At 66.1% G+C, this 26241-nt stretch carries 28 protein-coding genes and 5 pseudogenes; 10 read left to right on the top strand and 23 right to left on the bottom strand.

Going from position 1 to position 26241, the window contains the following annotated elements:
- Positions 1–8: 8 nt before the first annotated feature.
- Both LGI35_RS02505 and LGI35_RS02510 read right to left on the bottom strand, forming a co-directional pair.
- A pseudogene (locus LGI35_RS02505) lies at positions 9–152 on the bottom strand (hypothetical protein); the annotation flags it as partial.
- Between the two features lie 175 nt (positions 153–327).
- A complete protein-coding gene (locus LGI35_RS02510; protein ID WP_227291941.1) occupies positions 328–873 on the bottom strand; it encodes an RBBP9/YdeN family alpha/beta hydrolase in 546 nt (181 codons plus the stop codon).
- Positions 874–996: 123 nt separating this feature from the next.
- On the opposite strand from LGI35_RS02510, the gene LGI35_RS02515 reads away from it, so the two are divergent.
- Positions 997–1452, top strand: coding sequence for an Lrp/AsnC family transcriptional regulator (locus LGI35_RS02515; protein ID WP_227291942.1), 456 nt, complete (start codon positions 997–999; stop codon positions 1450–1452).
- 10 nt (positions 1453–1462) lie between these two features.
- On the opposite strand, the pseudogene LGI35_RS02520 reads toward LGI35_RS02515, so the two are convergent.
- Together LGI35_RS02520 and LGI35_RS02525 are read right to left on the bottom strand one after the other, a co-directional pair.
- A pseudogene (locus LGI35_RS02520) lies at positions 1463–2011 on the bottom strand (FAD-dependent oxidoreductase); the annotation flags it as partial.
- A gap of 116 nt (positions 2012–2127) precedes the next feature.
- Entirely contained in the window at positions 2128–2916 is a 789-nt protein-coding gene (locus LGI35_RS02525; RefSeq protein ID WP_227291943.1) for a dienelactone hydrolase family protein, read from the bottom strand.
- Between the two features lie 151 nt (positions 2917–3067).
- Here LGI35_RS02525 and LGI35_RS02530 point away from each other — a divergent pair, with 151 nt between their 5' ends.
- The gene (locus LGI35_RS02530; RefSeq protein ID WP_227291944.1) at positions 3068–4039 is read left to right on the top strand and encodes a GlxA family transcriptional regulator; all 972 of its coding nucleotides are present in this window, start codon (positions 3068–3070) and stop codon (positions 4037–4039) included.
- Positions 4040–4113: 74 nt separating this feature from the next.
- On the opposite strand, the pseudogene LGI35_RS02535 reads toward LGI35_RS02530, so the two are convergent.
- A pseudogene (locus LGI35_RS02535) lies at positions 4114–4337 on the bottom strand (IS256 family transposase); the annotation flags it as partial.
- Positions 4338–4345: 8 nt separating this feature from the next.
- Here LGI35_RS02535 and LGI35_RS02540 point away from each other — a divergent pair.
- From LGI35_RS02540 to LGI35_RS02550, 3 genes and pseudogenes are all read left to right on the top strand, one after another.
- Positions 4346–4522: a hypothetical protein gene (locus LGI35_RS02540; RefSeq protein WP_227291945.1), complete on the top strand. Its 177-nt coding sequence runs from the start codon at positions 4346–4348 to the stop codon at positions 4520–4522.
- 7 nt (positions 4523–4529) lie between these two features.
- Positions 4530–5136: pseudogene (locus LGI35_RS02545) on the top strand (transposase family protein).
- A 104-nt stretch (positions 5137–5240) separates the two neighbouring features.
- Positions 5241–5642, top strand: a complete 402-nt coding sequence (locus tag LGI35_RS02550; RefSeq protein ID WP_227291946.1) for a VOC family protein — start codon at positions 5241–5243, stop codon at positions 5640–5642.
- Positions 5643–5814: 172 nt separating this feature from the next.
- Here the strand turns inward: LGI35_RS02550 and LGI35_RS02555 are convergent, their stop codons facing one another.
- Genes LGI35_RS02555 through LGI35_RS02600 form a run of 10 tightly spaced genes read right to left on the bottom strand, consistent with a single transcriptional unit; the run spans position 5815 to position 11608 of the window.
- On the bottom strand, positions 5815–6096 hold the full coding sequence (locus tag LGI35_RS02555; RefSeq protein WP_227291947.1) for a gas vesicle protein K: 282 nt from the start codon (positions 6094–6096) through the stop codon (positions 5815–5817).
- On the bottom strand, positions 6093–6320 hold the full coding sequence (locus LGI35_RS02560) for a gas vesicle protein (protein WP_227291948.1): 228 nt from the start codon (positions 6318–6320) through the stop codon (positions 6093–6095). Before LGI35_RS02560 ends, LGI35_RS02555 begins: the two co-directional genes overlap by 4 nt.
- A gap of 3 nt (positions 6321–6323) precedes the next feature.
- Entirely contained in the window at positions 6324–7136 is an 813-nt protein-coding gene (locus LGI35_RS02565; RefSeq protein WP_227291949.1) for a GvpL/GvpF family gas vesicle protein, read from the bottom strand.
- Positions 7133–7516, bottom strand: coding sequence for a gas vesicle protein (locus LGI35_RS02570; protein ID WP_227291950.1), 384 nt, complete (start codon positions 7514–7516; stop codon positions 7133–7135). The genes LGI35_RS02565 and LGI35_RS02570 overlap by 4 nt, the downstream gene beginning before the upstream one ends.
- The gene (locus LGI35_RS02575) at positions 7509–8594 is read right to left on the bottom strand and encodes an SRPBCC family protein (RefSeq protein WP_227291951.1); all 1086 of its coding nucleotides are present in this window, start codon (positions 8592–8594) and stop codon (positions 7509–7511) included. The genes LGI35_RS02570 and LGI35_RS02575 overlap by 8 nt, the downstream gene beginning before the upstream one ends.
- A gap of 6 nt (positions 8595–8600) precedes the next feature.
- Complete coding sequence (locus LGI35_RS02580; protein ID WP_227291952.1) at positions 8601–9773, bottom strand: histone H1-like repetitive region-containing protein; 1173 nt, start codon at positions 9771–9773, stop codon at positions 8601–8603.
- A gap of 7 nt (positions 9774–9780) precedes the next feature.
- Positions 9781–10035, bottom strand: coding sequence for a gas vesicle protein GvpG (locus LGI35_RS02585; RefSeq protein WP_227291953.1), 255 nt, complete (start codon positions 10033–10035; stop codon positions 9781–9783).
- A 1-nt stretch (position 10036) separates the two neighbouring features.
- Positions 10037–10789, bottom strand: coding sequence for a GvpL/GvpF family gas vesicle protein (locus tag LGI35_RS02590; RefSeq protein WP_227291954.1), 753 nt, complete (start codon positions 10787–10789; stop codon positions 10037–10039).
- A gap of 3 nt (positions 10790–10792) precedes the next feature.
- Positions 10793–11254, bottom strand: coding sequence for a gas vesicle protein GvpJ (gene gvpJ / locus LGI35_RS02595; protein ID WP_227291955.1), 462 nt, complete (start codon positions 11252–11254; stop codon positions 10793–10795).
- A 33-nt stretch (positions 11255–11287) separates the two neighbouring features.
- The gene (locus LGI35_RS02600) at positions 11288–11608 is read right to left on the bottom strand and encodes a gas vesicle protein GvpO (protein ID WP_227291956.1); all 321 of its coding nucleotides are present in this window, start codon (positions 11606–11608) and stop codon (positions 11288–11290) included.
- Positions 11609–12264: 656 nt separating this feature from the next.
- Here LGI35_RS02600 and LGI35_RS02605 point away from each other — a divergent pair.
- Positions 12265–12480: a hypothetical protein gene (locus tag LGI35_RS02605; RefSeq protein WP_227291957.1), complete on the top strand. Its 216-nt coding sequence runs from the start codon at positions 12265–12267 to the stop codon at positions 12478–12480.
- Positions 12481–12546: 66 nt separating this feature from the next.
- On the opposite strand, the gene LGI35_RS02610 is transcribed toward LGI35_RS02605, so the two are convergent.
- Positions 12547–12714 carry a CsbD family protein gene (locus LGI35_RS02610; protein WP_227291958.1) on the bottom strand — a complete coding sequence of 56 codons (168 nt, stop codon included), beginning with the start codon at positions 12712–12714 and terminating at the stop codon, positions 12547–12549.
- Positions 12715–13089: 375 nt separating this feature from the next.
- On the opposite strand from LGI35_RS02610, the gene LGI35_RS02615 reads away from it, so the two are divergent.
- Positions 13090–13266: a CsbD family protein gene (locus LGI35_RS02615; protein WP_227300178.1), complete on the top strand. Its 177-nt coding sequence runs from the start codon at positions 13090–13092 to the stop codon at positions 13264–13266.
- 171 nt (positions 13267–13437) lie between these two features.
- Here LGI35_RS02615 and LGI35_RS02620 read toward each other — a convergent pair whose 3' ends face one another.
- Positions 13438–14610 carry a PP2C family protein-serine/threonine phosphatase gene (locus LGI35_RS02620; protein ID WP_227291959.1) on the bottom strand — a complete coding sequence of 391 codons (1173 nt, stop codon included), beginning with the start codon at positions 14608–14610 and terminating at the stop codon, positions 13438–13440.
- A gap of 397 nt (positions 14611–15007) precedes the next feature.
- On the opposite strand from LGI35_RS02620, the gene LGI35_RS02625 reads away from it, so the two are divergent.
- Positions 15008–15502 (top strand): MarR family winged helix-turn-helix transcriptional regulator, encoded by a 495-nt coding sequence (locus tag LGI35_RS02625; RefSeq protein WP_227291960.1) that lies wholly within the window; start codon positions 15008–15010, stop codon positions 15500–15502.
- Positions 15503–15521: 19 nt separating this feature from the next.
- On the opposite strand, the gene LGI35_RS02630 is transcribed toward LGI35_RS02625, so the two are convergent.
- From LGI35_RS02630 to LGI35_RS02645, 4 genes are all read right to left on the bottom strand, one after another.
- Entirely contained in the window at positions 15522–16028 is a 507-nt protein-coding gene (locus tag LGI35_RS02630) for a MarR family winged helix-turn-helix transcriptional regulator (RefSeq protein WP_227291961.1), read from the bottom strand.
- A 483-nt stretch (positions 16029–16511) separates the two neighbouring features.
- The gene (locus LGI35_RS02635; protein ID WP_227291962.1) at positions 16512–16985 is read right to left on the bottom strand and encodes an STAS domain-containing protein; all 474 of its coding nucleotides are present in this window, start codon (positions 16983–16985) and stop codon (positions 16512–16514) included.
- On the bottom strand, positions 16982–18070 hold the full coding sequence (locus LGI35_RS02640; protein WP_227291963.1) for a cobalamin B12-binding domain-containing protein: 1089 nt from the start codon (positions 18068–18070) through the stop codon (positions 16982–16984). The genes LGI35_RS02635 and LGI35_RS02640 overlap by 4 nt, the downstream gene beginning before the upstream one ends.
- On the bottom strand, positions 18067–19662 hold the full coding sequence (locus LGI35_RS02645) for a PP2C family protein-serine/threonine phosphatase (RefSeq protein WP_227291964.1): 1596 nt from the start codon (positions 19660–19662) through the stop codon (positions 18067–18069). The genes LGI35_RS02640 and LGI35_RS02645 overlap by 4 nt, the downstream gene beginning before the upstream one ends.
- Before the next feature lie 883 nt (positions 19663–20545).
- Between LGI35_RS02645 and LGI35_RS02650 the strand changes: the two genes are divergently transcribed.
- Positions 20546–20944, top strand: a complete 399-nt coding sequence (locus LGI35_RS02650; RefSeq protein ID WP_227291965.1) for an ATP-binding protein — start codon at positions 20546–20548, stop codon at positions 20942–20944.
- A gap of 34 nt (positions 20945–20978) precedes the next feature.
- On the opposite strand, the pseudogene LGI35_RS02655 reads toward LGI35_RS02650, so the two are convergent.
- Both LGI35_RS02655 and LGI35_RS02660 read right to left on the bottom strand, forming a co-directional pair.
- Positions 20979–21278: pseudogene (locus LGI35_RS02655) on the bottom strand (IS3 family transposase); the annotation flags it as partial.
- A gap of 58 nt (positions 21279–21336) precedes the next feature.
- Positions 21337–23835, bottom strand: a complete 2499-nt coding sequence (locus tag LGI35_RS02660; protein WP_227291966.1) for a SpoIIE family protein phosphatase — start codon at positions 23833–23835, stop codon at positions 21337–21339.
- A 1536-nt stretch (positions 23836–25371) separates the two neighbouring features.
- Between LGI35_RS02660 and snpA the strand changes: the two genes are divergently transcribed.
- The gene (snpA, locus tag LGI35_RS02665; protein ID WP_227291967.1) at positions 25372–26052 is read left to right on the top strand and encodes a snapalysin; all 681 of its coding nucleotides are present in this window, start codon (positions 25372–25374) and stop codon (positions 26050–26052) included.
- Positions 26053–26241 lie beyond the last annotated feature (189 nt).

The raw sequence follows: 26241 nt of genomic DNA on the forward strand, positions 1-26241 counted from the left end.
CTCAGCTCTCAGTGATTGATCATCGGACCGACGAGGCCGTGGACGGCCTCCTTGACGGCTTCCCCGAGCGTCGGGTGGGCATGGACGTTCCTGGCGATCTCGTGCGCTGTGAGATCCCACATCCGTGCCGTCGTCAGCTCGGACAGGAACTCGGCGGCCTCCGGCTCTCTGCGGCGACGTGGGCGACCTGACGGTTCTGGCAGCGGCCGACCAGACGGCTCCGGCCTTCAGGGGACAGCGGGGCATTGCGATGCGACATGCACGGGCTTTCTTGGCAGGGCGAGGGCCGGTGTCGACGCGAAGGGCCTCCGCGTCGAAGCGGTCATCTCAGCCGTCGACGAGTACGCGAAGGAGTTCCTGGCCGGCCTGCCAGTCGCCAAGACCGCTGCCGGAGTTGATGTGGCCGTGGCTTCCGATGAAATGGCCTTGCGCCTGCCACGTATGCGCCAAGGAGGCGGACGTCGTCGGGTCGCAGTAGGGATCGTCGTCGCTGGCCACCATCAGGCTCCGGCACGGCAATAGGCGAGCGGACAGGTCCAAGAACGTAGGTGCGGCCTCACCTGGGAACGCCGGCCCCTGGGGATTCGGGGGAGCGACCAGGAACGCCGTGACCCCGTCGGGTCGCGTCCGGTCCAGCCAGTGCGCGGTTGCCCAGCAGCCGAGGCTGTGAGCCACCAACGCCACCTTGCCCTCACGCCGGGATGCGATCTCGTAGGCGTCCTGGATCGCGGCAACCCAGTCCGGCAGGTCCGGCCTGCTCCACGAGGCCGGTGCGATCCGGACCGCTGAGGACCCCCACCGCTTCTCCCACAAGCTCTGCCAGTGCCGCTCATTCGAACCGTCGATCCCAGGGATGATGACGTACGCGACCATTGCCTACCGCCCTTTCGATCGTGGCCCCCACACATCGCGGTGGCACCCTGGGGCGATTCTCGATGGGGCAGCGGCAACGATCGGGCTCAGCAAGCGATCTCAAAGAAAGTGGGGGTGACAACGATGGAATCATTCGACGAGATCGACCGTGCCATCTTGGAACTGCTCCAGACTGACGGCCGGCTCACCGGAGCCGAGGTCGGACGCCGAGTCGGACTGTCCCAGCCGGCAGCCAGCGCCCGCATCCAACGCCTGGAGAAGAACGGGATCATCACCAGCTACCGCGCCGTCGTTGCCCCAGCCGCAGTCGGATTGAACATCCATGCCATCGTCCGACTACGCACCACCCACGCGCAGCTGACCCAAGCCCTCACCCTCGCCGCCCAGACCCCCGAGGTCGTCTCGACCCTCCGCGTGACCGGCGAGGACTGCCTCGTGTTCGACGTGCACTGCTCTCACGCCGAACGCCTTGAACAAGTCGTGGACTCCCTCGCCCGCTACGGACCGGTCACCACCGCCCTCGTACTGCGCAGCTACCCGCCCAAGTCGCTGCCGACGGCACCGTCAACAACGTCATGACCCGCGACATGTAGCCCTCGACGCGGGGTGCGAACCCGACCGCCTGGAGCACCTTGTCAGCCTCGAGTACCTCGGTGGCGCCGTCGCGGGTGACCGTGACCCGCACCTTGCCCGCCGGGCCGGTGTCGTCGACGGCGTCGACCCGGGTCGAGGTCAGAATGGTGATCCCGAGCTCGCGGTACCGCTTGGCCAGCTCGGTGGACACCTCGGCGTCCTCGGTCGGCACCACGCGGTCCCGGTACTCGACGATGGTCACGTTCACGCCATAGGCGCGCAGCACGTAGGCGAACTCGACACCGATGGCCCCGCCGCCGATGACGACGCTCCCCGGCAGCTCCTCGGCGAGGATCTGCTCCTCATGGGTCACCACGCTGTCGCTGAGCCTGGTGCCGGGCAGCAGCCGGGTCGTGACACCGGTGGCGATGACGCAGTGGTCGAAGATGAGCGTCTCCGATTCGCCGTCGGACCGCGCGACGCACAGTGTGTGGTCGTCGGCAAAGGTGCCCCAGCCGTCGTATTCGGTGATGCCGTTCTTCCGCATCAGATAGTGCACGCCCTGGGGCCCGGAGAAATAGTCAAGACCTGTGGATCGGGGTGTCAGCGACTTGAGTCTTAAGAGCACGCCAAGGACCCGATGTGGACGACCCGCCATCGAACTGGTGACGCTGCTCACGGTCAGTCGTCTGACCATTCGGAATGTCCAGACGGGCTCAAGCGGTCGATGAGGAAAGCGAGGATCTCGTTCCTGGCCTTCAGAGTGGGATGTCCGTCCTCGTCGACGAGGTGGGCGGTGACGACGCTGTGGGGGGAGCCGACCACGTCACGGAAGAACGGGGGCGGGTTGGTGTTGGCGGAACTGGCCGGAAGAACGCGGCCGTCGAAGGCGTCGCCGAGGAGTGCTTGGTAAGCGGCGAAGCGCTGGCCGGTGCACCAGCGGTCGTCGTCGAAGCGGTAGGCGAGAACTTTCAGTCCATCGCGCGCGATGCGCTCTCGGACCGCGCGTGCGTCCTCGCCGCTGATCTCGAGTGCGGCAGGGTCGTCCAGCGGCAGTGACGGATGGTTGACCACTGGCGCAATGACGGCCGGCTCAAGCGCCATGGTGAGTGCGAAGTTGCCGGTGAAGCACAGACCGATCGCACCGACTCCCGGACCGCCGCATTCGGCGTGGGCTTGGCGCGCGAGCCCACGTAGCCACGCGGTGACGGGGCTGGAGCCGCCCCCGGCGAACGCACGGAACTCGGCGCTGACACAGGCGCGACGGACGACCTCCTTACCACCCTCGACCGTGGGATAGGCGCCGTCGATGCCGAAGAGCGAGGGGACGTAGACGGTGAGGCCCGCATTCCGCACCCACCGTGCTAGCCGAAGGACGTCGGGGCTGATACCCGGCATCTCCGGCATCAACACGACGGCTGGTCCGGAACCCGAGGCGTACACCGTCTTCACCACCCCGTCGACGTCCACGAGTCGTCGGGAGAAGTCCTTGATCGCGTCGTTAAGGCGTCCGTTGGCTCTCATGCCGACAGCGTGAACTGGCCTGCCCGCACAAGGTGATAGGCCAGATCGCCATGTAGAGGGGTAATCTCGCCATAGGCGTGATGGTGAGGAGGCGAGCGTGAGCGCGCTGCGGGTCGGTGTCCTGGCCTATCCGGGCTGCTTCGCGTCCGAGGTGTTCGGCGTACCCGATCTATTGACGATGGCCACGCACGTTGCCGGCCCGGACCACGCCGGATACGAAGTGTCGGTCGTTTCGTCGCGACGTCATGTCACCGCATCGGGCGGTGCAGCACTGACTGTCTCTCCGCTGCGCGAGGTCGACATCCTTGTCGTGCCAGGGTTCGAGCTTCTGCCGGGCCTCGACGTGGACGCGAAGCTCGCGTCCCTCGCCCCAGAAGTCGCCGCAATCCACTCACATACTGCCGCAGGCCATGTCGTCGTCTCGATCTGTGTCGGGGCGTTCCTGCTCGCCGAAGCTGGACTGCTCAAGGGGCGCCGCGCTACGACGTCATGGCTCTTCGCGGACGAATTGGCTCGACGCTGTCCTGACGCTGATGTCCGACCCGAACGTCTCGTCGTCACCGACAAGGGGGTGACGACGACGGCGGCCTTCAGTGCCATGTACGACTTCGCGCTGGAGCTGATCCGCCAGCACAGCGGTGCCGGCGTGGCGCGGGCGACCGCGCGTGTGGCGCTCGTCGACGATGCGCGATCGTCTCAGACCCCGTACGTTGACGTGCGACTTCTTCCACAGCCTGGAAACGAGTTCTCCCGCAGGGTCATGCGCTGGCTCGACCAGAACCTTGCCGCCCGATACGACCTCGCCGCGTTGTCGGACACATTCAATGTCAGCACTCGAACGCTGCTGCGGCGCTTCGCAGACGAGACAGGCCAGAGTCCGCTGCAGTACCTGCGATCGTCGCGCGTCCATCGCGCCAGACACCTCCTTGAGACCACGGACCGAACGGTCGCCAGCATCTCTGCAACGATCGGGTACAGAGACCCCGGCACCTTCGCTGTTCTCTTCGCCAAACACACCGGACGACGACCAAGGGACTACCGCGCAGCCTTCCGGCGTGGCGCCAACTGATGACGACCTTCCCTTGGGGCGATGTGTATTCGTATTCGGAGAAATAGAGAGACCTGCGGGTCGGTTGAGGTTGCTCAGGCTGCGTGAGCCTCGGGGCGTTCGACGAGGTGGCCGCGTTCCAAGCGGGCTCCGGCGCGGACGAGGGCGACGAGGTGGGGTGATTCGCGGCCCGCCAGCGGGCCTGGGCGGACTCGACGAGTTTGAAGACCATCGCGAGGGCGGCGGCCGCGCTGCCGGCTCCCCGAGTGACCTTGGTCCGTAGCCGGACCGTCGAGAACGTCGACTCGATCGGGTATGTCCTCCAGCGTGCTCAGTACCCGGATCGAGGAACTGTCCGGCGCCCGCCTGCTCGCCCTGGACAGCGATGGCTACCGCCTCACCCAGCTCGGCCAGGATCTCGTCGAGGCGCTGAGCCCGCTGGACGCCTGGAGTCGACGTTGGGCCGAGGAAACGGGACCCGCGACGACAGGAGGGCTGGAATGATCACCGCATGGCTGGTCTGTTCACGGCAGCGGTGCCGTCCTGGATAGCTCCCTTCAGCGGCTGAGCCCGCGCCAGTTCGGCAAGTCGGTGACCTCGTTGCGACGTCGGGGAGTTGACGCTGCACGCCGGGGTCGGCCATAGGGCCTACCGCTGGAGGACCCAGTACTCCTGGTCACGGCGTACTGGCGAACCAACTTGACGCTGCGCCACCTTGCCCCGCTGTTCGGGGTCTCAAAGTCGTCAGCCGACCGCATCGTCGACCACCTCGGCCCTCTGCTCACACTCCAGCCCCGCATAAGGTTCCGCAAAGACACCGTGCTCATCGTGGACGGAACCCTGGTACCCGCCCGCGACCACAAGGTGGCTGAACAGTCCAAGAATTTCCGGTACTCCACCAACCATCAGGTTGTCGTCGACGCGGACAGCCGCCTGGTCGTCGCGGTCGGCCGTCCCCTTCCCGGCAACCGCGCGACTGTAAAGCATGGGAGGAATCCGCGGCGAAGGCCTCCGTCGGCAAGACCATGATCCTGCGTGACTGCCGCCACAAGGTGGACGGCGTTTCTCACGCGATGAGCGGCATCGCTCGACTGCACAACCTCGCCCTCGCTGGGTAGGCCGACGGGCCCCAACCGCCCACTGCCGGGCCCACACTCACCCGGAGATCATTTGCGGGACAAGCCTTGTGCAGGACGCAGTCACTCGTGGATTCTTGGTCCCCGTGACCGACACAACGAGCGAAACCCCTTGGCCCGGAGCGATCAGCGCCATCACCTTGTTCACCGAGGATCTGGAAGCCACGAAGGAGTTCTACCGTGATGTGTTCCGCCTTCCGGTGACCTTCGAGAACGACAACTCGGCCGTTTTCAGCTTCGGGAACACCATCATCAACCTGCTGCGGTCCACCGCAGCACACGAGTTGATCGGCCCCGCGCGCGTAGCTGCTCCGGACGCCGGATCCCGCATGCAGTTCACCCTCCCCGTGGACGATGTGGACGCGATGTGCAAAGCCCTGACAGCCCGCGGCGTGACGCTGCTGAATGGCCCGATGGACCGGCCCTGGGGGATTCGGACAGCCAGCTTCCGTGACCCGGGCGGCCACGTCTGGGAGATCGCGCAGTGAGTCGGGCCTGCAGGAAGATGCCCGCGTCGCGTTCGGCCACGACGATGGCGTGTCCCACTATTCCCGCGAAGGCGCCAAGCTCCCACCTCGATGCAAGCGCTGCGCATCCACCTCGCAGCCTGGCCTAGAGTGCTCGTCCTGGCCAACTCGGTTTGTGGAACAGCCTGTTGGCTCAGTCTCTGGGGAGGAGGGTTCCGAGTGGACCGAGGTCGAGATTGAGGTCCTCCGGGCTCAGTCCGTGCTGCTCACAGAGTTCCGTCATGCGCTGATCGAGCAGCATGAGCGTGGTGCCGATCTCGTCAACCTGTTTCTCGCTGAGGTCGCCCTGCTCCACACGCCGGATCGCTTGCCGCTCCATCAACTGCCGCAGGAGTTCCACCACGGTCAGGACGAGAGCGACGAGGTCACGCCCCATCTGGTCGGAGTCCAGGTCGAGACGAGGGCCGCCGGTCACAGAGGGCCTCCGTCCGCCCAAGGTGCCGGAACTCGCTCGTTGACGGATGACAGCAGAGCATGGAGCGAGAGCCGGATGAGCGGAACATCTGCGATTGCGATGACCAGGTCTCCGCTGACCACCACACCGGTCGCCAGGAGGCGATCAAGTAGGTCGACGAGTGGCACTCCGATAGGACCTTGCAGCGGTTCGGGGCTGTCCCAAGGCACCAATGCTTGCGTCATGGCCTATACCTCACCGACGAATGAATAGGGAACCCAGGGCCCCGACAGATCGATCCGCACCCCGGTCCGCTCACGCAGCGTCCGCGTCAGCAGGGCGAGATCATCGGCTCGGTGGTCCGCCACAAGATAGGTGGCGTTGAGGACTTGGACGTGACGTTGTCCGGTCAGTTGAAGAGCTTGCGGTCGAAGCCTGCGGAACGCGGTGGCAAGGCCGCGGACTTCAGTGTCCACAGTTTCAGCGATGCGGAGAGCCTCGTCACGGTGCTGTTCCCGACGCCGCTGGATCCCCCGCTTGCGGTCCAGATAGGCGAGACCAGCCCCAGGTGACGGACGAGTTCGCTCTGAGGGCGTGGCGGCCAGGGGTGCAGTAGCCACGGTGTCATCGGCGGCCTCTTCGGGCGCGTAGACCTTCACGCCCCACTCGGCATGGTGCGCGATACGCCGGAGAACGGTATGGAACCGTTCAGCCTCGTCAGTCAGGCCTTGCCGTGCCCTCTCGTCGTCGAGGTACAGAGTGGCCAGCGGGAGGGGGACGGTGGGGCAGCAGGCGGCGGTGGCGGACACAACTTCGTGATGCGCGCGGGCGTAGCGCTCCAGCTCACGTTGGTCGGACAGGCGGCTCTGCCAGGCTTGATCTGTGAAGTCGGCAGCGTCGACGGACTGCACGACGGCTGTGAGTGTTCCGAGCGGCAGCGCGCGCATCTCCTCGCCGCCGACGCCCGGGAGACCGGTGAAGGCCTCCGGATCCACACCACGGCAGACCGCGAAGACATAAGTGGCGAGGGTGTCCGAGCCCTCCGGGCTGCGCTCGGTCATGTGGTTCGCCTCTTCTTCGTCTTCACGGGTGCGGCTTCGTCGGGAGCACCGGGTGGGTCACCCCCATCTGTGCTGGACTCCAACGCGTCCAGACGTCGGCGCAGCTCACGGTTCTCGTCCCGCAAGGCGTTGCGGGAGGCTCGTGAACTCAGGGCTGGGTCGGTTTCCCACCAGTCGATTCCCGCCTTCTTTGCGGTATCCACGGATGCAACGAAGAGACGGAGACGGATGGTGAGCAGCTCGATGTCGAGGAGATCGATCTTGATGTCGCCGGCGATGACGATTCCCTTGTCCAGCACCCGTTCGAGAATGTCGGCCAGGTTGGCGGACTGTGGTCCGGAGATCGGAGAGCCTGCCTGCCTGAAGTCCACCTCAGACACGGCTGCGCCTCCTTGCTCCACGCTTCCTTGAGGGTGCCTCGTCCTCTTCTTCCTCCTCGTCCTCTTCTTCCTCCTCGTCCTCTTCTTCCTCCTCTTCGTCTTCCTCGTACTCGTCGCCGGCGTCACCGTCTTCCTCGGTTTCGTCGTCTTCCTCGTCGTCGTATTCGTCTGCTAGTTCTTCGTCCTCCGGCTCCTCTTCGTTGTCGGCGTACTCGTCCTCCTGCCCCTCGTCCTGGGCTTCCGACTCCTGCGCCTCTTCTTCTTCCATGGCTTCTTCGTGGGTCACCACAACTTCGCCGTCGCGGATTTCACCGCGCCAGCCTTCTGCCTCCTCTTGGGTGAGGGTTACGAAGCGCACGAAGTGCTTGAAGTCCAGGCGCATGCGCCGCCCTTGGGCTCGCCAAATGTTGCCTGTCTTCTCGAAGAAGCCTGCCGGGTAGTACTCCACTACCAGTACGATGCGCGTCAGGTTCGGTGAGAGCTCATGGAAACTGACGGCACCTCGCGTCGTACCCTTGGCTCCTTCCGACGTCCACACGATCCGATCATCGGGAATCTGTTCCTGGACGGTTGCTTTGAAAGAGCGTGAGGAGGGCCCGACCTTGACCTTCCAGTCGCTGGTCGTCTCGTCGCTCGTCGATACGTCGCGCACGCCCTTGGCGAAACTGCTGAACCGGTCGTACTGAGTCCAGTGGTCGTAGGCCGTGCGCAGCGGCACTCCCACATCCTGGATCTCGAAGATGTGTGTGATCTTTCCACCGCTGGACTTGCGTTTTCCCTTGCCGCCGCCGAAGGCTTCTTTGGCCTTCTCCACAACGGTGTCCTTGACCCCCTTGGCTTTCTCCGAGACAAACGCCTTCACTGGCGATTCGCCCTGGAGGATGCGAGATCCGATTGCAGGAAGCGATCCACCGTTCTCGGCTACGTCAGTGAGCTTGCCAGCGACATCGGTCAGCTTTTCGCCCGCCTTTTCGGCGGCTCTCTCCAATTGTGCGCCGAGGAACTTGGAAAGCTCTTCACGGAGCCGGTCCACGCCTGACTCTCCTGCCTCGGGCTCGTTATTCTCCGTCTTGGCCATGCCGGGCTACCTCCGACGATCGGCGCGCTTGGATGCTGCTCGCTTCGATGACGTCGTCTTCCTGGCCGTGGATTTTTTGGCCGGAGCAGTCTTCTTCGCAGCTGACTTCTTCGCGGCCGTCCTCTTGGCGGCCGTCTTCTTGGCGGCCGTCCTCTTGGCTGGAGCAGTCCTCTTCGCTGTTGACTTCTTCGCGGCCGTCTTCTTGGCGGCCGTCTTCTTGGCGGCCGTCTTCTTGGCGGCGGTCTTCTTGGCTGGAGCAGTCTTCTTCGCTGTTGACTTCTTCGCGGCCGTCTTCTTGGCGGCGGTCTTCTTGGCCGGAGCAGTCTTCTTCGCTGTTGACTTCTTCGCGGCCGTCTTCTTGGCGGCCGTCTTCTTGGCCGGAGCAGTCTTCTTCGCAGCTGACTTCTTCGCGGCCGTCTTCTTGGCAGCCGTCTTCTTGGCCGGAGCAGTCTTCTTCGCAGCTGACTTCTTGGCTTCGGCTGTCCTCCTGCTGTCGGCGCGCCCAGCCGTTCCCCGCTCGGACTTCTGGCGGGCGGGGGCAGTCTTCTTGCGTGCGGCGCTGCGCTTGGCCGAAGTGCTGGGCGTCTTCCGAGGCCGGCCCGACTCACGAGAACCACGTGGCCGCCTGGACCGCGGCTTCTCCGGCTCCTCCTCTTCCGGCTCCTCCTCTTCCTCCTCTTCCTCCTCTTCCTCTTCCTCGTACTCGTCTTCTGGCTGCTCGCCGCCCTCCTCTTCCTCTTCCTCCTCGTCTTCCTCTTCGTACTCAGCCTCGGGCCGTTCGTCCTCGTCCTCTTCGTCGTACTCGTACTCGCCTTCCGCCGGGGCCTCCTCGTCCTCGTCCTCGTACTCCTCTTCCTCCTCGTCAGTCCCGTGGAGGCGAGCCGTACGATCGCTGATCGCGTCCGCGAGCGAGCTCATGCCGCGGTCAGCTGCGGCCGTCATGGCCTTACGGCCGGCTTCGAGAACTTCCCCTCTGAGCTGTTCCTGCAGTTCCGCGATCTGGGGGACTTCCCCGAGCCTCCGCATACCCTCGGCGGCGAGCTCACGGGGTTCAAGACCAAACCGTCTGCCTGCCAGATAGGTGGCGATGGACAGAGCCAGCCGGCCCTTTTTCGTGCGGCCCAAGACGTAACCGCCTACCACAGCGGCCGCCAGGGTTGCCTTGGCCGTGTCATCCATGAGTGAGTCACCTTCGTTCTCTCAACGTGGGACTGGCCTCGGCCGCGTGCAGCCGCTCGAGCAGCCGATCCTCTTCCCGTTCGAACTCCTCAAGGCTGATGAAGCCGTCTTCGAGTTCCTGGTTCAGCACCGTCAGCTGCGCACGAAGGACACTCGGATCGTGCAACTCGCGTTCTGCGGCGTCTTGGAGCTTTCCGGCAACCCACACCACGCCACGTACTGGGGCGATGGGGAGGGTCAACAGACCGGTGATCAGACCCATCTCAGACTCCGGCGGCCGTCTGAGACGGGCAGCTTTCGGCGGTGACAAAGCTGTAGCAGGGCAGTGGCCCCGCCAGGCGTAGCTCGACATGGTCACGGTGTGCGTCGGCGAACCGCTGCGCCCGGGCACGGAAACGTTCTTGCTCGCGCCGGTCAACGAGAAACGACACGTTGAGCGTGCAACCTTGTACGTCCGGTCCCGTAGCCACCTCGCGTGCCAGAGGGGTGAGTTCGCGCAGAATGCGCCGCCCAGCCGCGGCGGCTCGTGCGGCGAGAGCGGCAGCGACTGCCTCGCCCAGCCGGAGACTGGCTTCATAACCTGGGCGTCGGCGCGCTTCGTCCCGCAGGTGGCGTACGTTTCTGTCCTCGGCGATGAGGGACGAAAGCCCGCTCTGGGCCGGGAAAGCCTTCATGTTGACCTCGACTCCGCCGGAAAGACGCTCCAGGGCGGCGACGTGTTCCCCCTCGGCTCTGGCCAGCTGCCTGCGCACGCTTTCCTCGTCTGGCGCGACCACGCCGAAGCGCATGGGCAGCACAGGGCCGTCCTCCGCAAGGCGCTGCAGCAGGTCTTGGTGGGCCAGCAGGTCGCGGCGCCGTGCGCGCAGCTTCGGCGGCGCCTCGCTGACAACAGCGGCGACCTTCCCCCGCCGAATAGACCTCAGCGGGGCAGGTGGGCTACCTACGCCGCCAACATCTGATGGCGGGGCCACTGCCGCCCGGACAATCGCGTAGACGTATACACCCTCAGCTGCCACGGCTCATGCCTCCACGCGTCGTCGACTCTTAGCGCTGCGGGCAGGAGGGCGCCGCTTCCTCGGCCGTTCAGTCTCCTCATCGTCCTCGTCCGGCTCTTCGGAGTCGTCATCATGGCCACCGACTACCTTGCGCACGGTTTCGCCCACGGACTCCGCCGCCTTGCGTACCTTGCGTTTGCCGATGGATTTGGCAGCGCTCCCGCTGAGCAGCTCGGGGACCGTAGTACTGCCTGAATCCCGTTCCAGGTCGAGCCGGTTGCACGCTTCGGCGAAGCGCAGGTACGTATCGACACTCGCGACGACGATGCGCGCGTCGATCTTGAGGATCTCGATGCCTACCAGGGAGACCCGGACGAAGACGTCGATCACCATGCCCCGATCGAGGATCAGTTCCAGCACGTCGTACAGGGTGCCTGCCCGAGGCGGGCATGCCACTACCTCATCGGAATAGGTGGTCGCAGGCATGGGTCGTCCTTCCGGTTGTCGGGCAAACCTGCATCACTCGTCGGCGGCACCGCGTCGGTAGCGGCGGACCCTGCGGTACTCCATGAGTTCGCCCTCCTGATCGACCTGCACTTCATAGGAGGCAAGAAGACTCGTCGTGTCGGGGATCCGGGGCAATTCGAGGACGTCCACCACGACGCACCATCCGTCGTCATTGCGCCTCACAGCCGATACGCCCTCCGTGGTGTGGCCGATCAATCGCTGCAAACTCCGGCAGGCTGCGCCAGCGGCGTATTCGGGTCCGCGAGTGGACGACGGGCGGCGGGTGGATGGCGTCGAGGACTTCCGTGCACGTGTACGACGCTCTTCTGCCATGAGGCAAGCCTGATCGCCGTCATGATGACCTGCATCTCGAGCGGAGCCATCTGGGCCCCCTTTCCCCCCGGGCGCGAGAGGCATGAGGGACCGCCTTCGATCTGTCCTCGCTCGTTCGGACACGCCGACGTCCCTGTACAACAGGCGTATGGAGCGGTTAGCCCTTCGCGAAGCATTTGCGAGAAGGTCAAGCCGTTGCTCGAACAACTCTCGGACGGCTGAGAATCGCCGAGATCACGGCCTTTGACGCCCTCTCACACCTAGGGGCGTGATCCAACCAGTCGGTGTCGTCCATCGACGCAGTAGTCGTACAGCCTGCAGAACGGTGAGCGGCCAAAGTCCCGCGCAGCCCCCTAGGAGGGATGGGGCCGACGCACGCGTGCCGACGACGGCGAGGAACACGGAGGAAGCCAGCATCAGCGTCACTGCCAGCGGCATCCGGACCGTCGTGGAGGGGACGAGCAGGGAACGCGAGAGGCGGCGGTCGCAAGCACGCCTCGATCTGCGCGAACGTGAGACGTTCTTACGGCGACAGATGCGCGTCGCCAGCGCGCTCCTTTTGTTCACGGAGACGGCAGCGTGTGACATGGTCGCCGGTCCGTGGGCAGCGATGAACTCCACGACCATGACTAGGTGGGCGCTGCCGGGTGCACTCAATGGCCGGCGCCGTGCCGTTCCGCTACGTACGACGCTTGCTGCGCTTCTACCTGATTTTCCCCAGCCGTCAGCCCGATTCAGGTTCAACGGTGAGGCGCGACCTGAGCCTGAAGGACTCCATGGCGACGCAGAGGCCCGCAACAGCATCTGCGACGAGGGCGATCGCCATGACAGGAGGCGGTCTGCTGGAGCTCGAGTTTCACAACCTGGATTGAGTGGCGGACAGGTGGGTCCCCCCGAGCCGCGAGGACCCGCCCGCAAGTTCTCCAAGGGGTCGGACCTTACAAGGCGTCCTTGCCCTTCTCCTTAGCCTCACGCAGATGACCTTTGGATTCCTTGGCCTTACCCTTCACGGCTGCGCTTTCATTGCCGACCGCACGTCCGGCTGTCTTCTTGACCTTGCCGGCGACCTGTTCTGCCTTGGCTTTTGCCTTTTCACTGCCGCTCATGACGCGGTCCTTTCTGAGACCTCGCCCCCTTGGTGCCCCAGAGGACTCGCATGAAACGCAAATTCGAGTGACCGAATCACCATCACCTCATCAACTCTCACCAGACGTGTTCGATGGATCACTGACAGCTTATTCCAAGTGCAAGGTGCGTCAGGGACAAGTGCAAGGTGCGTCAGGGAACGGACGCGGCTTCGGGCGCTCTGTCAGCACGACGGAATTCGACCTGGTCGCACCGCCCACTTCACCAGGAGAGGACTTGTTTCGTGGCCACGCGAACAGCAGACCTGCGAAGAGTGCGTGCAGCGTTTGCGACGTTTACGCTCGGACAGGAGGTCGGCAACGGTCCGTCAAACTCGGAGAGACGATGTGATCGTGATGATCAAGGGAAACGCCAAGACGAAGCAGATCAGGGGCAAGGTGAAGGAAACCCTCGGCAAAGCGCTGGGTGACAAATCCATGCAGCGGTCAGGTCGTGGCGAACAGGTGCGTGGAAAGGTAGAGGAGGTGACCGAAAAGGTTGCGCACCAGATGCACAGGCATTCCAAAGGCTGAACCAAAAATGCACGCGCTGCACGAGACGGCCTGGCGTACCCACGGAAGAAGTAGTCGCAACGTCGGGTTCCTTCAGCCGCTGGGCTACCCGTTCGCTGACGAACTCGGTGGCGGCCGTACCCCCTTCGACCGTTTCAACCGGAAGCAAACCAACCTGTTCGCACGGTGGCCTCAGGAGCGGGGAGCTTGGCCGAACCAGTCCACGCATACCACCAGGGCGTCGTCATCAGCCACGGCTTTGAGATAGGCCGAGAGCTCTTGCAGGATCGCCCGGGGAACCGCAGCCGCGGGCAGAAGGCTCACCGACTGGATTGCTCGGGCGAGCATCTGTCTGCCGTAGGGCTCACCCGACTCCGACACCGCGTCGTACACGCCATCGCTGACGAAGATCAGCCGGTCGCCGGGCTGTGCCTCGAAGTCCTGCGTGATGTATTCGGTCTCCTCGAACATGCCCAGGGGCAGCTGGGCTTCGAAGTGAATCCGTTCTACGTTCCTGTCGCGCTGGCGCCACAGCTGGGGCGATCCGGCATCCACCACCTGGACCCGACCGGTCGCCAGTTCGAAGGAGAGCAGCAAGGTGGAGACATACTGTTCGCCGCGGTGCTGTGCGTAGAGCGCCTGGTCAGCCAGGGCGGCTTGGTCCGCGATGCCGATGCCGGCCCGTCGGGCGTTGCGCAGCGCGTTGACGGCGAGGTTGGTGAGCAGCGATGCCTGGATTCCCTCGCCCATGCCGTTGGTGATCGTGAGCGTCAGTGTCTGTGCGGTCGCTGCCCAGTCGAAGTTGTCGCCGTGGATGGCGTAGGCAGGTTCCAGTTGGGCGCCGATAGCGTATTCCTGGCGACTGCAGGCGCGCGCCGGGAGCAGTTGCCACTGCATTTCGGCGGCGAGAGTGAGGCGGCGTGCCCGTCGGGCCTGCAGGAAGATGTCCGTATCGCGTTCGGCGACGACGATGGCGTGTCCCACGATTTCCGCGAGTGCCGCGAGTTCCGTTACGGCGTCGGGCGTGCAGTCCTGTTCCGGTACTCGCACACTGAGGATGCCGAGTCTGTCTCCGCGGACGGTCACCGGGAGATGCAGATCGACTGCTCCTTCATGGCGTACCGCATATCCGTGAGGTTCCTGACTGCCGAAGGCGCGGCCTTCGGGGCTGTCATGGACGGACAAGGGCTCTGCGGTATAGGGCAGTTCTGTCACTGGCTGCAGGACCGTGAGACTGTAGTCGGCCATCAGTAGGTCGACCTTCACTGCCTGGTAGTGCTCGATGAGTGCGGCCCGTAGCGTGTCCAGGAGGTCGTACGGGGCAGCACTGCGCACGGCACGCTCCACAGCAAGAAAGTTCGTCACCGGAAGCCCTGTTTCAGTGGATGGAAGATGCCCAGCGGGAGAAGAGACGGTTGGATCCGCAGATCGCCCGCCGTCCGGGAAGAATCCTTGTTACAGCATGCGCTCTCCACCAATCTCCAGCCCCCGACCACGCCTGCAGCTGCCCAGCAGCCTGGGCTGGAGAGTAGGTCTCAGCACCGCACGAATGTTGCCGTGCGGCAATGATTGATTCTATCTCGCGCCGTCTGACCCGTGTGCCGGAGTCTTCGTATGTACGCGATCGCGGCAGTCCGCTGCGGTGACTCTGCCGCACAGGCGCCTTTCCAGCACCCGTTCCGGGGATATTTTCGGCGCAATGGGCAGAAGAGGCGTGGTGAGTACGGTCCGGCGTCAGCCCGCGAGAGGTGCACTTCAGCTGATGGACAGTGACGGCCGCATGGCCCGGGCGGGCCCCCCGAACGAGGTCTCGCACGGTGTGACCACAGAGATGACAGAGGCCCTGGAGGCGCTGATCTCATGTTGGCAGCACGCCTCCAGACCCCTGTCCCCACAGCTCTCGGTCCTCCAGCTGCAAGCCCTGCTCGTCGCCCGTCGCTACCCGGGAATCAACCTCAGCGGTATGGCAAGGGAGGTGGGGGCGGCTCCGCCCGCCGCCAGCAGACTGTGCGACCGTCTCGAAGCGGCCGGGCTGCTCCGGCGAGAACCGGCGCCCACCAGCCGGCGCGAGATAGGCCTGCTGCTGACGCTTCAGGGAAACGACATGCTCGACACCGTGTTCGCCCAGCGTGCCGAGTGGGTGGGTGACGTTCTCAGCCGGATGCCGCCCGGCTCCCGCAGGCAGCTTTTGACAGGGCTGCGGGCCTTCGTGCAGGCTGCCCGGCCGGACGATGCCGGACCCTCCCCGCATGACTGACGTCCGCGCGCCGTCGCAGTCAGGCAGTCATCGCGGAAGCGGCACCGTCCGCATCATCCTCTGTCTGGAGGCCGATGTGCACAGCGGCTGCCGCCTGGAACTGTTCCAGCCCTTCGGCCAAGGTGGCCAGGTGGGCCGGCGACATGTGCTGCAGTACGGCCTCGATCTCGCGGAGGCGGGACGTACGGAACTCCTCTAGTGCGGCAGCTCCGCGGCGGCTGAGGCGCAGATCGACCTCGCGGCGGCTGGTGGTGCTGGTGCACCGCTCGATCAGGCCCGCGGCCTCCAGGCGGTCGCACAGCCGGCTGATCGAGGAGGGGCGCGAGCCCAGTGCCGCACCCAGCGCTCGCTGGTTGACCGTGTGTTGTCCTTCGATCACCGTCAGGGCGCGCAGCTGGGAAGGGGACAGCGGACCTGACCGCACGGCTTCATGGCCCCGTCCCCACAGCACCTGGAGCAGCTCTGACACATTGCCCGCTACCAGAGCCACCTGCTCTTGGTTACGGGGTGGCAGGCTTCGGGGCATCCGAGCACCCTCTGACATCGGAGTGAGGCTGACTTTCGCAAATCCTACCTCCGCGGCCGTTCGAAACCAGCCCAGTCCCCGCCTCGCATCCACTCGTGGGAGCCTCCTGCAGCGGATCGAGTGCCGCGGTTACGGCAGGGCTGACCACCGATCGGGCAGTGTGTCGTATGCGGCACTGCCACAGCCGAGTCGGGCCGGCCTCGAGCGGTGGCGTCGCCCGCGGCCAGTCCTCGGCGGGACGCGGTGCGTGCTGCTCGGCCTGCGTTTCCCGGGAGACGGCACGGTTTTCTGTCAGAGCAGCGTGCTGATGTGCGGGCAGCGTGGCGACGGACTGGACGCATCGGAGTCCGCTCGATTCCGGGATCCGGACAGGGCGGACGTGGCTGGTCGTCGTCACGGACGACGTGAAGCTCGCCGGTTGGCGGAGGTTGGGGTTCGGCGGCCGATGAAGCCGAGGGCCTGTGTTCGCCCCTCGGGGCATCATCACGCGTGGGGTTCGGGATCGGGGCGCGTGCCCCGGCCGCAGGACTCGGCAGCCTGCTGCTCGCCGGGGGTTCGACCCGATGCCAGCCCTTGAGCCTGAGGCTGTTCACCCGCCGCACCCGCCGCCTTCTGTGAGCCGGGGGCGAGGTGTTCCAGGGTGCCGGTGATCGCCAGTATGCGGTCCAGAACCGGCGTGCGCTTCTCCAAGTGCATAGTGGCCTGGGCGGCACTCGCGTGCCGATGCAGCATCAGCAGCATCGCCAGGCCCATGGAATCCAGGCCGCTCAGTTCCGCACAGTCCAGGTAGAGATGTTTCACGTCGGGGGCGTCGGCCAACTGTCGTGTGGCAGCTGTCAGGAAACCTTCGCCCGTTTCGTAATCCAGGTAACCCTGCACCTCCAGCCGCAGGGCGCCCTCCTCGGCGCTGGGGACGCGCGTCAGACGCAGCGCGGTGGGCTCGGGGGGCGGTGTCATGCGGTGGTCCTGTCGGTGGCGGTCACCGGTCCTGTCCCGGTGAGGTGGTCGGTGGCCCGCTGGATGAGCTGAAGGGAGCGGGGGAAGTCTCTGAGCTCTTCGCCCAGGATTTCCAGTGCAGGGATGAGGGAGTGAGCGGGGACGCGGCGGGCGGTGAGGATACCGGCGGTCCAGCCGAGGAAGTCGGTGAACAGCTGCGGATCGTCGATGTAGAGGGCCGCAGCGAGGAAGTCCACGATGTGCGCGAGGTCTTCGGCCGTGTGCGCCCGCTGGGCGGGGGTGTAGTCCCGCATGGCGGGGAAGCGCTCTTCCAGAGTCCCCATCGTGGCGCGCACCAGTTCGGTGCGGGTGCGGGTGACCATCGTGTATTCCTGGTCGCTCAGGTGCGGCAGGTCGTCGATGGGCTGATGTGCCGCTGCCGGCCGCGGCAGTGTTTCCTGATCGAGGCGGTCCGCGGCGCTGCGCGCGTCCGGCGCCCAGGCATCCGCGCCGAGTCGGCGCGCGTACTGCCCGTGTGCACCGAAAGCGGCCCCTCCGACCAGTACGGGCGTGCCGGTGGCCTGTACTGCGGTGATCGCCGCGTGCGCGGTGGGCAGGCGGGTGGCGATCGAGCATGAGAGTGCCACCACGTCCGGGCCCGTCTGGTGGATATGGGCTATGAGGTGGTGGGTGGGGACCTGTGCGCCGAGGTAGTCGACTGTCCAACCACGCAGTTTGCACACCTCGGCCAGGAGGCGGGCGGGCAGGCCGTGCCATTCCCCGTCCGTGCACGCCACGGTCATCCGCCCGCGGCCCGCAGGGACGTGTGCCGACCACTGGTGGGAAAGCGCGGCGATCGCCCGGTCGTTGATGGCGGTGGCGGCGTGCTCCTGCGTGACCGACATGCGGTTGGCGGCCCACTCCTCACCCACGGTGCGCTGCACCGGAGCTATCAGATCCAGCAGCACCTTCTCCGCCGGCATCCCGTCTCCCAGCGCGTCGAAGAGCACGTCGGTGGCCGCCCGTTCGTCCCCTGCGGAGACGGCCTCCCACAGCTGTCCAACCCGGCGAGCGTCCGAGGCGGCAGCGGTCATGGTGTTCGTCATGCAGTGAACCTGCCCCGAGTATGGCCGCCTACAGCGCTGAGATGGTGGGAACGTGGTGCTGCGATGACCATGACGGCCATGTCGTCGTGCGGCCCGCCGCCCACCCACTGGGAGGCGAGCATCTGCAGGTGCTCGACGGTCGCTTCGGCGGGCATCCCCGCGCAGGCGGACACGGCGTCCTTCAGCCGCTGATCGCCGAACCGGTCCTCACCCAATGGGCCACCCTTGGCCTCGGTGATGCCATCGGTGAACAGCACGCAGAACTCGCCCGGTTGCAGGATCTCGTGCGTCGTGGACGCCTGGGCCGTGGGTAGCACTCCCACCAGCGTGCCCCGGGAGCGCCCCTCTTCCACCGTGCCGTCGCGGCGCACGATCAAGACCGGTGGGTGTCCGGCGTTGGTGATCCGCAGGCGCACCACTGCCTGCTCGCGCACGGCGGACGCCATCACCAGGGTGGCGAAACGCGTGTGGTGCGAGTTGAGGAGCGCGCCGTTGAGGAGGTCGAGCATCCGCTGATGGTCATCGGCCATCGGCAGCAGTGCCTGAAGCGTGTTACGGATCTTTCCGGTGAGGACAGCGGCTTCCAATCCCTTGCCGCAGACATCGCCGAGCACCGCGAAGGACTCTTCGCCGTCCTGCGTGGCGGGGTGGACATCGTAGAAGTCGCCGCCGATCCGCTCGTGGTCCTTCGAGGGGCGGTAGCCGCCGGCGAAGTCCACACCCGAGATGTGGTGCAGAGCCGGAGGAAGCAGATCCCGCATCAACGCCCTGGACAGGGAGGCCTGCTCCGCGTACATGCGTGCCGACGACATGGCCGCACCCGCGCGGGCCGCGAAGAGCCGCGCGAAGACCTCCTCCGCCTGCGTGAATGCGGCCTGCCCGTCTCGCCGCAGCAGTATGAGCGCGCCGGCTGGAACGCCATGACCCGGCAGAGGGGTCACCACGATCGAGCCGACCGGGCCGAAGCCGTCCGGGATCAGCCATCCGGGGGCGGACTCGGGATCGATCCATCGGGAGGGCACAGGCGGAAAGCCCTGCAGAGCCTCGGCCAGTCCCGGCACCTCGTCAGGATTGGCAGCCCACTGGGAACGCTCTGGTGTGCCGCCACTCAGGCACGTCACCACCGGCAGCCCGTGGCGGCCGCGGGGCGCAACCACCAAGGCGGCGTCCGCGAGGTGCTTCACGGCAAGGTCCGCCGTCGCGTCCATGCACCGATCGACGTTCAGCGACGAAAGCAGCACATTAGATGCCTCAGCCAGGAACGCCGTCCGCTCGCGCTCCACCCGCAGAGCCTCACGGGCCCGGCGGTGGTCGGTGTCGTCCACCAGCCACCACACAGTGTCCCCGTTTTCCAGGACCGTGGGGTGGGCCTCCAAACTCCGCTCCCCCACTGGCCCGGACACCTTCGCGCCGTTTGTCCCGGCAGCGGCCCGACGGCTGTGCGCGTCGGCCAGCCAGCCCGGAACGCACCCGGCCAAAGGAACACCCGGGGCGATATCGGGAAAAACATCACGGACCAGCGGGTTGACGAGACGGACCGTGCCTCTGGGATCGACCATCAGCACCGGATAGGGCACCGAGGTCCATGCCATGTCCGCGGCAGGCGCGCCCGCGGCGTGTGCCTGTTGGGCAGAAGTCACAGTACGAGGGCCCGCTGCGCGAACCCCTCACCTCATCCACTCGAAGAAAAGTTGCCGTATGGCAACCATCCTCTATGGAGCCGCCCTGTGGCAACCCGCTCGCCGACTCCTCCCGCCTTCCACGACGAGCAACAGGCCCACGTCGGGCCCTGTCTACACGACGACCCCCGCACAGGACGCACGGATACGGCCCCCTCTGATCTGGGTCCCTACCGGGGACGATGATGGCAGCACCACACCAACTAGCAGATGTTCAGGGCGCTTTCGGGCGTAGAAGGCGGGCACACGGCTTGAACCCGCGACCTCCGGACCATGCACCCGGCGGGCTACCGAGCAGTGCTCCTGAGGAGCACCTGCGCGGGGCACTCTCGCCGCGATGCCCGGATCCTGCGGCCGGCTCCTGTCGCCCCGATGCCTCCCCCGACCAGGCCGGGGATGGACCGGATTCTCCACGATGCCAGTCCAGAGACGTGGTGGAAGGCGGTGCCCTCGGGGGCAAGGTATCGACCGGGGCACCCTGGACTCTCGGGCGGGCGGATCATCAAGCTCCGTCGAGACGCTGTCCACTCAACGGAATACGAAACCTCGAATCCCAAATGGCCTTCCATTAAACAAACTTGAGCGCCGCAATCGTTCAGCTGCCGGATCAGGGCCGCGCACCGACAGCGTTGCGAATGAGGGCCTGGCGTGTGGCATTGCCAGAATCCTAATTCCGAGCATCGCGGCAATGCAGTGGCCTCTGAGCGCCAGGAAATCCTCGCTTAATGTGTGCTTCCGCAGACGGCGGGCAGGCGATTCGGAAGCCAGCAGCATGCGACCGAAGGAGGCTTCTTCCATGGGCACTCTCGACATGCCTCGCAAAGAGCGCATGACCTGTTCGCAGGCTCGGGCCGAGACCAGCATGGCCATCGCCCCTCTTTGTGAGGGCCTTCCCTATCACCAAGCGCGCCGACTACGAGAGGATGCGTTGCTGATCGCCAGCGAGCTGACGGCCAACGCCCTGCGCCACGGCGGCGGCATCACCCGCTTCAGTGCCTGCGTGCGCCGGCACAGATTGCTGTTGCAGGTCAGTGACCGCACCACCCATGCGCCGCAACCGCTCCCCCACGACCCTGCCCTGCCAGGCGGTTTCGGCTGGCTCATGGTGCAGAATCTGGCCCGCTCGGTCACCACCCAGCAGCATCGTGGCGGCAAGACGATCACCGTCGTTGTAGACACCATCCCCCCATACTGAAGGGGTCTGATGCAGGGGTAGGTGACGGGTTGGGTCACGTGGCCTGGATGACCGGTGTAGTCATGACGGTTTCGTATCCGACCGGGGTCAGCCGGCCGAGCGCGGTCTGTCGACGGCGTCGGTGGTAGGTCCTCTCCATCCAGGTCACGATCGCGATCCGTAGTTCCTGACCGGTGGCCCATGTACGGCGGTCGAAAACGCTCTTCTGCAGCAGTCTGAAGAAGGGCTCCATGACCGCGTTTTCGCCTGCCGCCCCGACTCTCCCTACAGATCCGACGAGCCGGTGACGGTCGCGAGCCCGGACGAACTTCCGTGACCGGGACTGCGCTCCGCGTAGGTATTGAGAACGCACCCGGAAACGTCATCGAGTCTGAGGCAATCCCATCCCCGCCTCACGGTGTCCTATTGGATTCGCTGCTGCCTTCGCCCCCGCACTCGTCCTGCGGGATGACCAGTTCGGCCCAGATGACCTTGCCTTCTGCGGTGTGACGGGTGCCCCAACGCTGTGCGAACTGGGCTATGAGGAACAGCCCTCGGCCTCCTTCGTCGCTCAGTGTGGCCCGTCGCAGGTGTGGAGAGGTGCTGCTGGCGTCGGAGGCGGCGCAGATGAGTCTGTTGCGGGTGCGGATCAGGCGGAGTTCGATGGGGCCGTGGGCGTGCCGGATGGCGTTGGTGACCAGTTCGCTGACGATCAGCTCTGCGGAGAACGACAGTTCCTCGAGGCGCCACTGTGTCAGGCGATCGCTGGTCATTTTGCGGGCCAGTCCTACCGAGCTCAGTTCGAAGGAAAGGTCCCAGGTGGCGACGCTCTCGGCGGTGAGCGGGCGGGGTCGGGCGACGAGGAAGGCGACGTCGTCCGAGGGGTGGTCGGGCAGCAGGACCCGCTCCATGGTGTCGCAGATCTCCTCCAGGGGGCGGTCCGGGTGGGCGAGCGCGAAGGTGAGGCGTTCGAGGCCGGTGTCCACGTCGCCGTCCGAGGCCGTGATGAGTCCATCGGTGTAGAGGGCGAGGATGGCACCTTCCGGGATGTCTATCTCGGCCGACTCGAACGGCAGCCCACCGATCCCCAGCGGAGGACCCGCCGGGATGTCGGGGAACTCCATTGCCTTCTCGAGATGGGCGAGGGCGGGAGGCGGATGGCCGGCACGGGCGAAGGTGGCGCGGCGCGTGACGGGATCGTAGATCCCGTACAGGCAGGTGGCACCGACGACGCCCTCGACGCCGGTGGGATGCGCCGCTTCGGCTTCGTCGGCCAGGCGGCTGACGAGGTCGTCGAGGTGGACGAGTAGCTCTTCGGGCGACAAGTCGAGGTCGGCCAGGGTGTGGACGGCGGTGCGAAGGCGCCCCATGGTCGCTGCGGCACGGATGCCGTGGCCGACGACGTCTCCGACGACCAGTCCCACCCGGGCACAGGCCAGGGGCAGCACGTCGAACCAGTCACCACCCACTCCCGCCTCGATGTCGGCCGGAAGATAGCGGTAGGCAGCCTCTACGCCTGTATCACTGGGCAGCTCGTGCGGCAGAAGGCTTCGCTGCAGGGTGAGTGCGGAGCGGTGCTCGCGGTTGTAGCGGCGTGCGTTGTCGATGCAGACTGCGGCGCGGGCGGTGAGTTCCTCGACGAGGAGCAGGTCTTCATTGGTGAAGGGATCTGGAGTGCGCCAGCGCATGAGGGTGGCCACCCCCAGGGTGATTCCCCGGGCGCGGAGTGGGACCACCAGGTGGGAATGAATACCCACCATGCGCATGCGTGACTCGCGCACTGGGTCCTGGAGCAGCCACGGGCTTGACAGGTCCAGGACGGCGTTCAGGATGGGACGGCCGGTCGCGAGAGACCGCCACTGCGGGGAGCCTGCCGAATAGCCGACCGTCTGGCCAGGCGCGACTACAGCCTCGGGCATGCCTTCCTTGACTGAGCGGTGGACGACCCTGCGCATGTCGCCGCTCGGGTCGGAGGAGCGCGCGGAGAGTTCCCCGCCGTCCAGGACGTCGCCGAGAAGGTCTATGGCGGTGAAGTCGGCGACTTGGGGCACGAGGACCTCCGCGAGCTCCTCGACCGTGCGGGTGAGGCCCAGAGTGCTGCCGATCAGCACGCTGGCCTCGTTCAGCAGGGCCAGTCGGCGTTGCGCCTGGTACAGGTCGGTGACGTCCACCGACTCCTCGCACACCCCCAGAGGCCGACCCTCAGCGTCCTGTAGCCGGTAGTAGGACAGCGACCACACATGCTCTCGGCCGGGATCGGCAGGGGGGCGGCCCCGGTAGTGCAGGCCCCTCACGCTCTGTCCGGTGTCGAGCACACTACTCATGAGTTGTGTGACCGAAGACGGGTGTTGCGCGGAGAGTATCTGGCTTCCCGGATACAGCTCATCCTTACTGCGCCCCAGGTACTGAGCGAACGGCCCGGGAAGTTCTTGCCGGGCGGCGGTGTTCGCCCACACCACGCGCAGGTCGGTGCCGTAGATCGTCAGCGCCACGGTCGCTTGAGCGGCAAGGCCGTGCACCATGGCCTGCTGCATCTGCCGATCGTTGAACTCCTCGGCATCCTCAAGGGACAGCAACACGGTCGAGCCCTCCACCGTGTCGGAGAGGCGACAGCAAGCTGCCGTCACTCGCAGAGGACGACCCGAACGATGACGCAAAGTGACGTGCTGAAAATGCTCCGGATTGGACAGTTGCGGGAGCCACTCTCCAGTCCGGTCCCCATCCGTCCGTACCGAGAGCGTGTCGATCGATTGCCCGAGCACCTCCTGAGCGCGGTAGCCGAGCAGCGCTTCGGCCTCCCGACTCCATCCGGTCACTCGCCCTTGTTCGTCCAGCATGACGGTGGCGGCCTGCGCGACCCTCAGCGGGTCGCCGAAATTCCCTTCTTCGGGTCCACGTGATGGTGTGGTCATCTCACGTCCGTCCTCGCTGAGCCTGGGGGTGCTGGTCGGCTTCGGTCCGGGGCTGGAGTGACAACCGAACCCAGGCCGCAGTCACAACGGCGGCGACTCCTTCGTGGTCCCCGACAAGAGCCCCGCACGGCGGCGCAACGGGACCCTCGCCGCGCCGTGCCCCTCGCCGTCCTGGAGAGGAAGGGGCTATACCCCTCCTTTTCCATTCTCCCCCGCACCGTGCGCACAACAAGACGGGCCATACCGCCCCAGCGGCAGGACCGTAGACCCACCGAATAGGGCCAGGTCAGCCCGCCCTTTCTGGCTGGTTGAGGTTTGAACAGCCGTGAAGTAGCGGAAGTACGAAGGATTTCCGGCCAGCAACACTCGCGCACGGCACTCACAGCGCCAGCCAGCTACCTTCCTGCACCGGCTGCGACTCCATCGAGGGAATCCCTTACCTTCACATTGACCAGCGCAGATTACTCACAGTGCTGATGTCCGGTACCGGGTGGCGTCCGGGTGGAGGAGTCCGTGGGCGGGCGGAGTCCGGCTTCCGCAAGCAGGGGCCCGATCTCGCGGCCGACGCCCCCGACCGAGGACCCACTCACGTCGCCCAGCGCATCGACAAGGACGTCCTGGGTGCACAGTCTCCGCAGGTAGAGGATGGCGGCCACGCCCCGCTCTCAATCACCAGCTTTTCAGGGAAGGAGCCGCCGCGATTGCCCTGTCGGCGATCGATGCCCTGGCGCTGATGGAAGACCCCTTCGACCGGGGCGATCCGGCGTGGGGGCGAAACCGGCGAGTGAGCTCATCCACCGAGCACGCGCCGTGGACCTCGTGAAGAACACCGGATCGAGGCCATGGGCAGCCTGCTGGATCGGACGCCTACCTGCCCGAAGGGCCACGCGGTCGTCGGGAGGCCGGCCCCCCTCATCGTGGGTGCGACAGACGTGCTGCTGGAGGCGGGCGAGGAATCCACCGCCCCCTCCCTCCCCCACATCCCGCGCCGGGCTGCACGGCGGGGCCCGGCCTCCTTCTCGATGGGGACCGAGCGGCGGCTCGGCGGTGAAGGGCGCGCCCCATCTCCGAGGGCGATCCCGTGGGGGGCGAGCCGGGGCCGGCAAGGCGCGAAAGGAACGAAAGCGCCTGTTCTATGACATCAGTCACGGCGCTCCGCCGACCAACCGGCGTGCTTAGTAGATGCGACGTGTCAGACATTGGCTCATATGTCCGTATTGCCCAATTTCGAACCCTGTCGCTCGCCCCGGGATTCCACCCGGCCGACCCGCGCGCTCGTCACCCCCTGGCGTAACGCTTCTGACGCTGCGTCAGCTTCACCCTCTGCCCCGATGTGCGCGCCGAAGGCCCGCACATCGCCCCGGCGAGGTCCCGGAACCTACGAAGCAGCGTAGTTATGGGACCCATTGTGCTCGCTGTCGAGCCGTTCTAAGAATGACGACTCACAAGACGTCGCCGCAGTCCGGAATCGGTGCTCACGCCGAGTCGACCACGCACCGGGCGCTCGGCGTCACCGAGCGAGTAGGAGTCCCCCGTATGAAGTCGTCTCGAATGCCCGCGAGGCTCCTCGCCCTCGCTCTCGGCCTGGGTCTGGCCTCCAGCGCACTGGGCGCAGCGGTGCCGGCGAGCGCTCAGACGGCCGCCGCCCCGTCCGCTACCGCCGGCACCTCCGATGCGCGGTACGCCGGGTCGGTCAAGAAGGCTGCGAACAACAAGGCATTCTTCGACGCCGTACTCAAATCGGTCGCCAAGAAGCGCGCCGCCCAGCCGAACGCGCAGGCGGTGACCCTCTACTACAACGCCTCCCAGGCACCGAGCTTCCGTTCGCAGATATCGACTGCGGCCTCGATCTGGAACAGCTCCCAGTCCAACGTCAAGCTCCAGCCGGCATCGAGTGGTGCCGACTTCTCCTACCGCGAGGGCAACGACCCAGAGGGGTCCTACGCCGACACCAACGGCCACGGAAGCGGCTACGTCTTCCTCGACTACACCCAGAGCCGGCAGAACGACTCCGTCCGCGTCGCCACCCACGAGACCGGGCACATACTGGGCCTGCCCGACGACTACAGCGGGCCCTGCAGTGAGCTGATGTCAGGGGGCGGCCCCGGCCCGACCTGCACCAGCCACTACCCGAACGCCACCGAGCGCTCACGCGTCGACCAGCTGTGGGCCACCGGACTCGCCCAGCCCCAGGGCGCGGCGAGCCAGACCCGCTGACCACCTGAGCGCTGCACCGCCGGTACGGACCGTGACGCCGGGCACGGTCCCTCATCTCCCGGCACACGGCACCCGGCACCCGGCACCCGGCACCCGGCACCCGGCACCCGGCACCCGGCACCATCCAGCCGACAACAGGCACCGTCAAACCCTGCCCATAAGCCGCATCCGATGCGGTGGCCCGACAGT

This window comes from Streptomyces longhuiensis (assembly GCF_020616555.1).
GTDB classification, from domain to species: Bacteria; Actinomycetota; Actinomycetes; order Streptomycetales; family Streptomycetaceae; genus Streptomyces; species Streptomyces longhuiensis.

Coding starts and splice junctions, on each gene's coding strand:
- LGI35_RS02615 (WP_227300178.1), top strand. CDS start 13,090: ATGATCAAGGGAAACGCCAAGACGAAGCAGATCAGGGGCAAGGTGAAG.
- LGI35_RS02580 (WP_227291952.1), bottom strand. CDS start 9,773: ATGGATGACACGGCCAAGGCAACCCTGGCGGCCGCTGTGGTAGGCGGT.
- LGI35_RS02650 (WP_227291965.1), top strand. CDS start 20,546: ATGGGCACTCTCGACATGCCTCGCAAAGAGCGCATGACCTGTTCGCAG.
- LGI35_RS02660 (WP_227291966.1), bottom strand. CDS start 23,835: ATGACCACACCATCACGTGGACCCGAAGAAGGGAATTTCGGCGACCCG.
- LGI35_RS02645 (WP_227291964.1), bottom strand. CDS start 19,662: ATGGCATGGACCTCGGTGCCCTATCCGGTGCTGATGGTCGATCCCAGA.
- LGI35_RS02625 (WP_227291960.1), top strand. CDS start 15,008: ATGGACAGTGACGGCCGCATGGCCCGGGCGGGCCCCCCGAACGAGGTC.
- LGI35_RS02585 (WP_227291953.1), bottom strand. CDS start 10,035: ATGGGTCTGATCACCGGTCTGTTGACCCTCCCCATCGCCCCAGTACGT.
- LGI35_RS02510 (WP_227291941.1), bottom strand. CDS start 873: ATGGTCGCGTACGTCATCATCCCTGGGATCGACGGTTCGAATGAGCGG.
- LGI35_RS02630 (WP_227291961.1), bottom strand. CDS start 16,028: ATGCCCCGAAGCCTGCCACCCCGTAACCAAGAGCAGGTGGCTCTGGTA.
- gvpJ (WP_227291955.1), bottom strand. CDS start 11,254: ATGCCTGCGACCACCTATTCCGATGAGGTAGTGGCATGCCCGCCTCGG.
- LGI35_RS02565 (WP_227291949.1), bottom strand. CDS start 7,136: ATGACCGAGCGCAGCCCGGAGGGCTCGGACACCCTCGCCACTTATGTC.
- LGI35_RS02575 (WP_227291951.1), bottom strand. CDS start 8,594: ATGGCCAAGACGGAGAATAACGAGCCCGAGGCAGGAGAGTCAGGCGTG.
- LGI35_RS02605 (WP_227291957.1), top strand. CDS start 12,265: ATGGCCGGCGCCGTGCCGTTCCGCTACGTACGACGCTTGCTGCGCTTC.
- snpA (WP_227291967.1), top strand. CDS start 25,372: ATGAAGTCGTCTCGAATGCCCGCGAGGCTCCTCGCCCTCGCTCTCGGC.
- LGI35_RS02600 (WP_227291956.1), bottom strand. CDS start 11,608: ATGGCAGAAGAGCGTCGTACACGTGCACGGAAGTCCTCGACGCCATCC.
- LGI35_RS02515 (WP_227291942.1), top strand. CDS start 997: ATGGAATCATTCGACGAGATCGACCGTGCCATCTTGGAACTGCTCCAG.
- LGI35_RS02640 (WP_227291963.1), bottom strand. CDS start 18,070: ATGACGAACACCATGACCGCTGCCGCCTCGGACGCTCGCCGGGTTGGA.
- LGI35_RS02610 (WP_227291958.1), bottom strand. CDS start 12,714: ATGAGCGGCAGTGAAAAGGCAAAAGCCAAGGCAGAACAGGTCGCCGGC.
- LGI35_RS02635 (WP_227291962.1), bottom strand. CDS start 16,985: ATGACACCGCCCCCCGAGCCCACCGCGCTGCGTCTGACGCGCGTCCCC.
- LGI35_RS02560 (WP_227291948.1), bottom strand. CDS start 6,320: ATGACGCAAGCATTGGTGCCTTGGGACAGCCCCGAACCGCTGCAAGGT.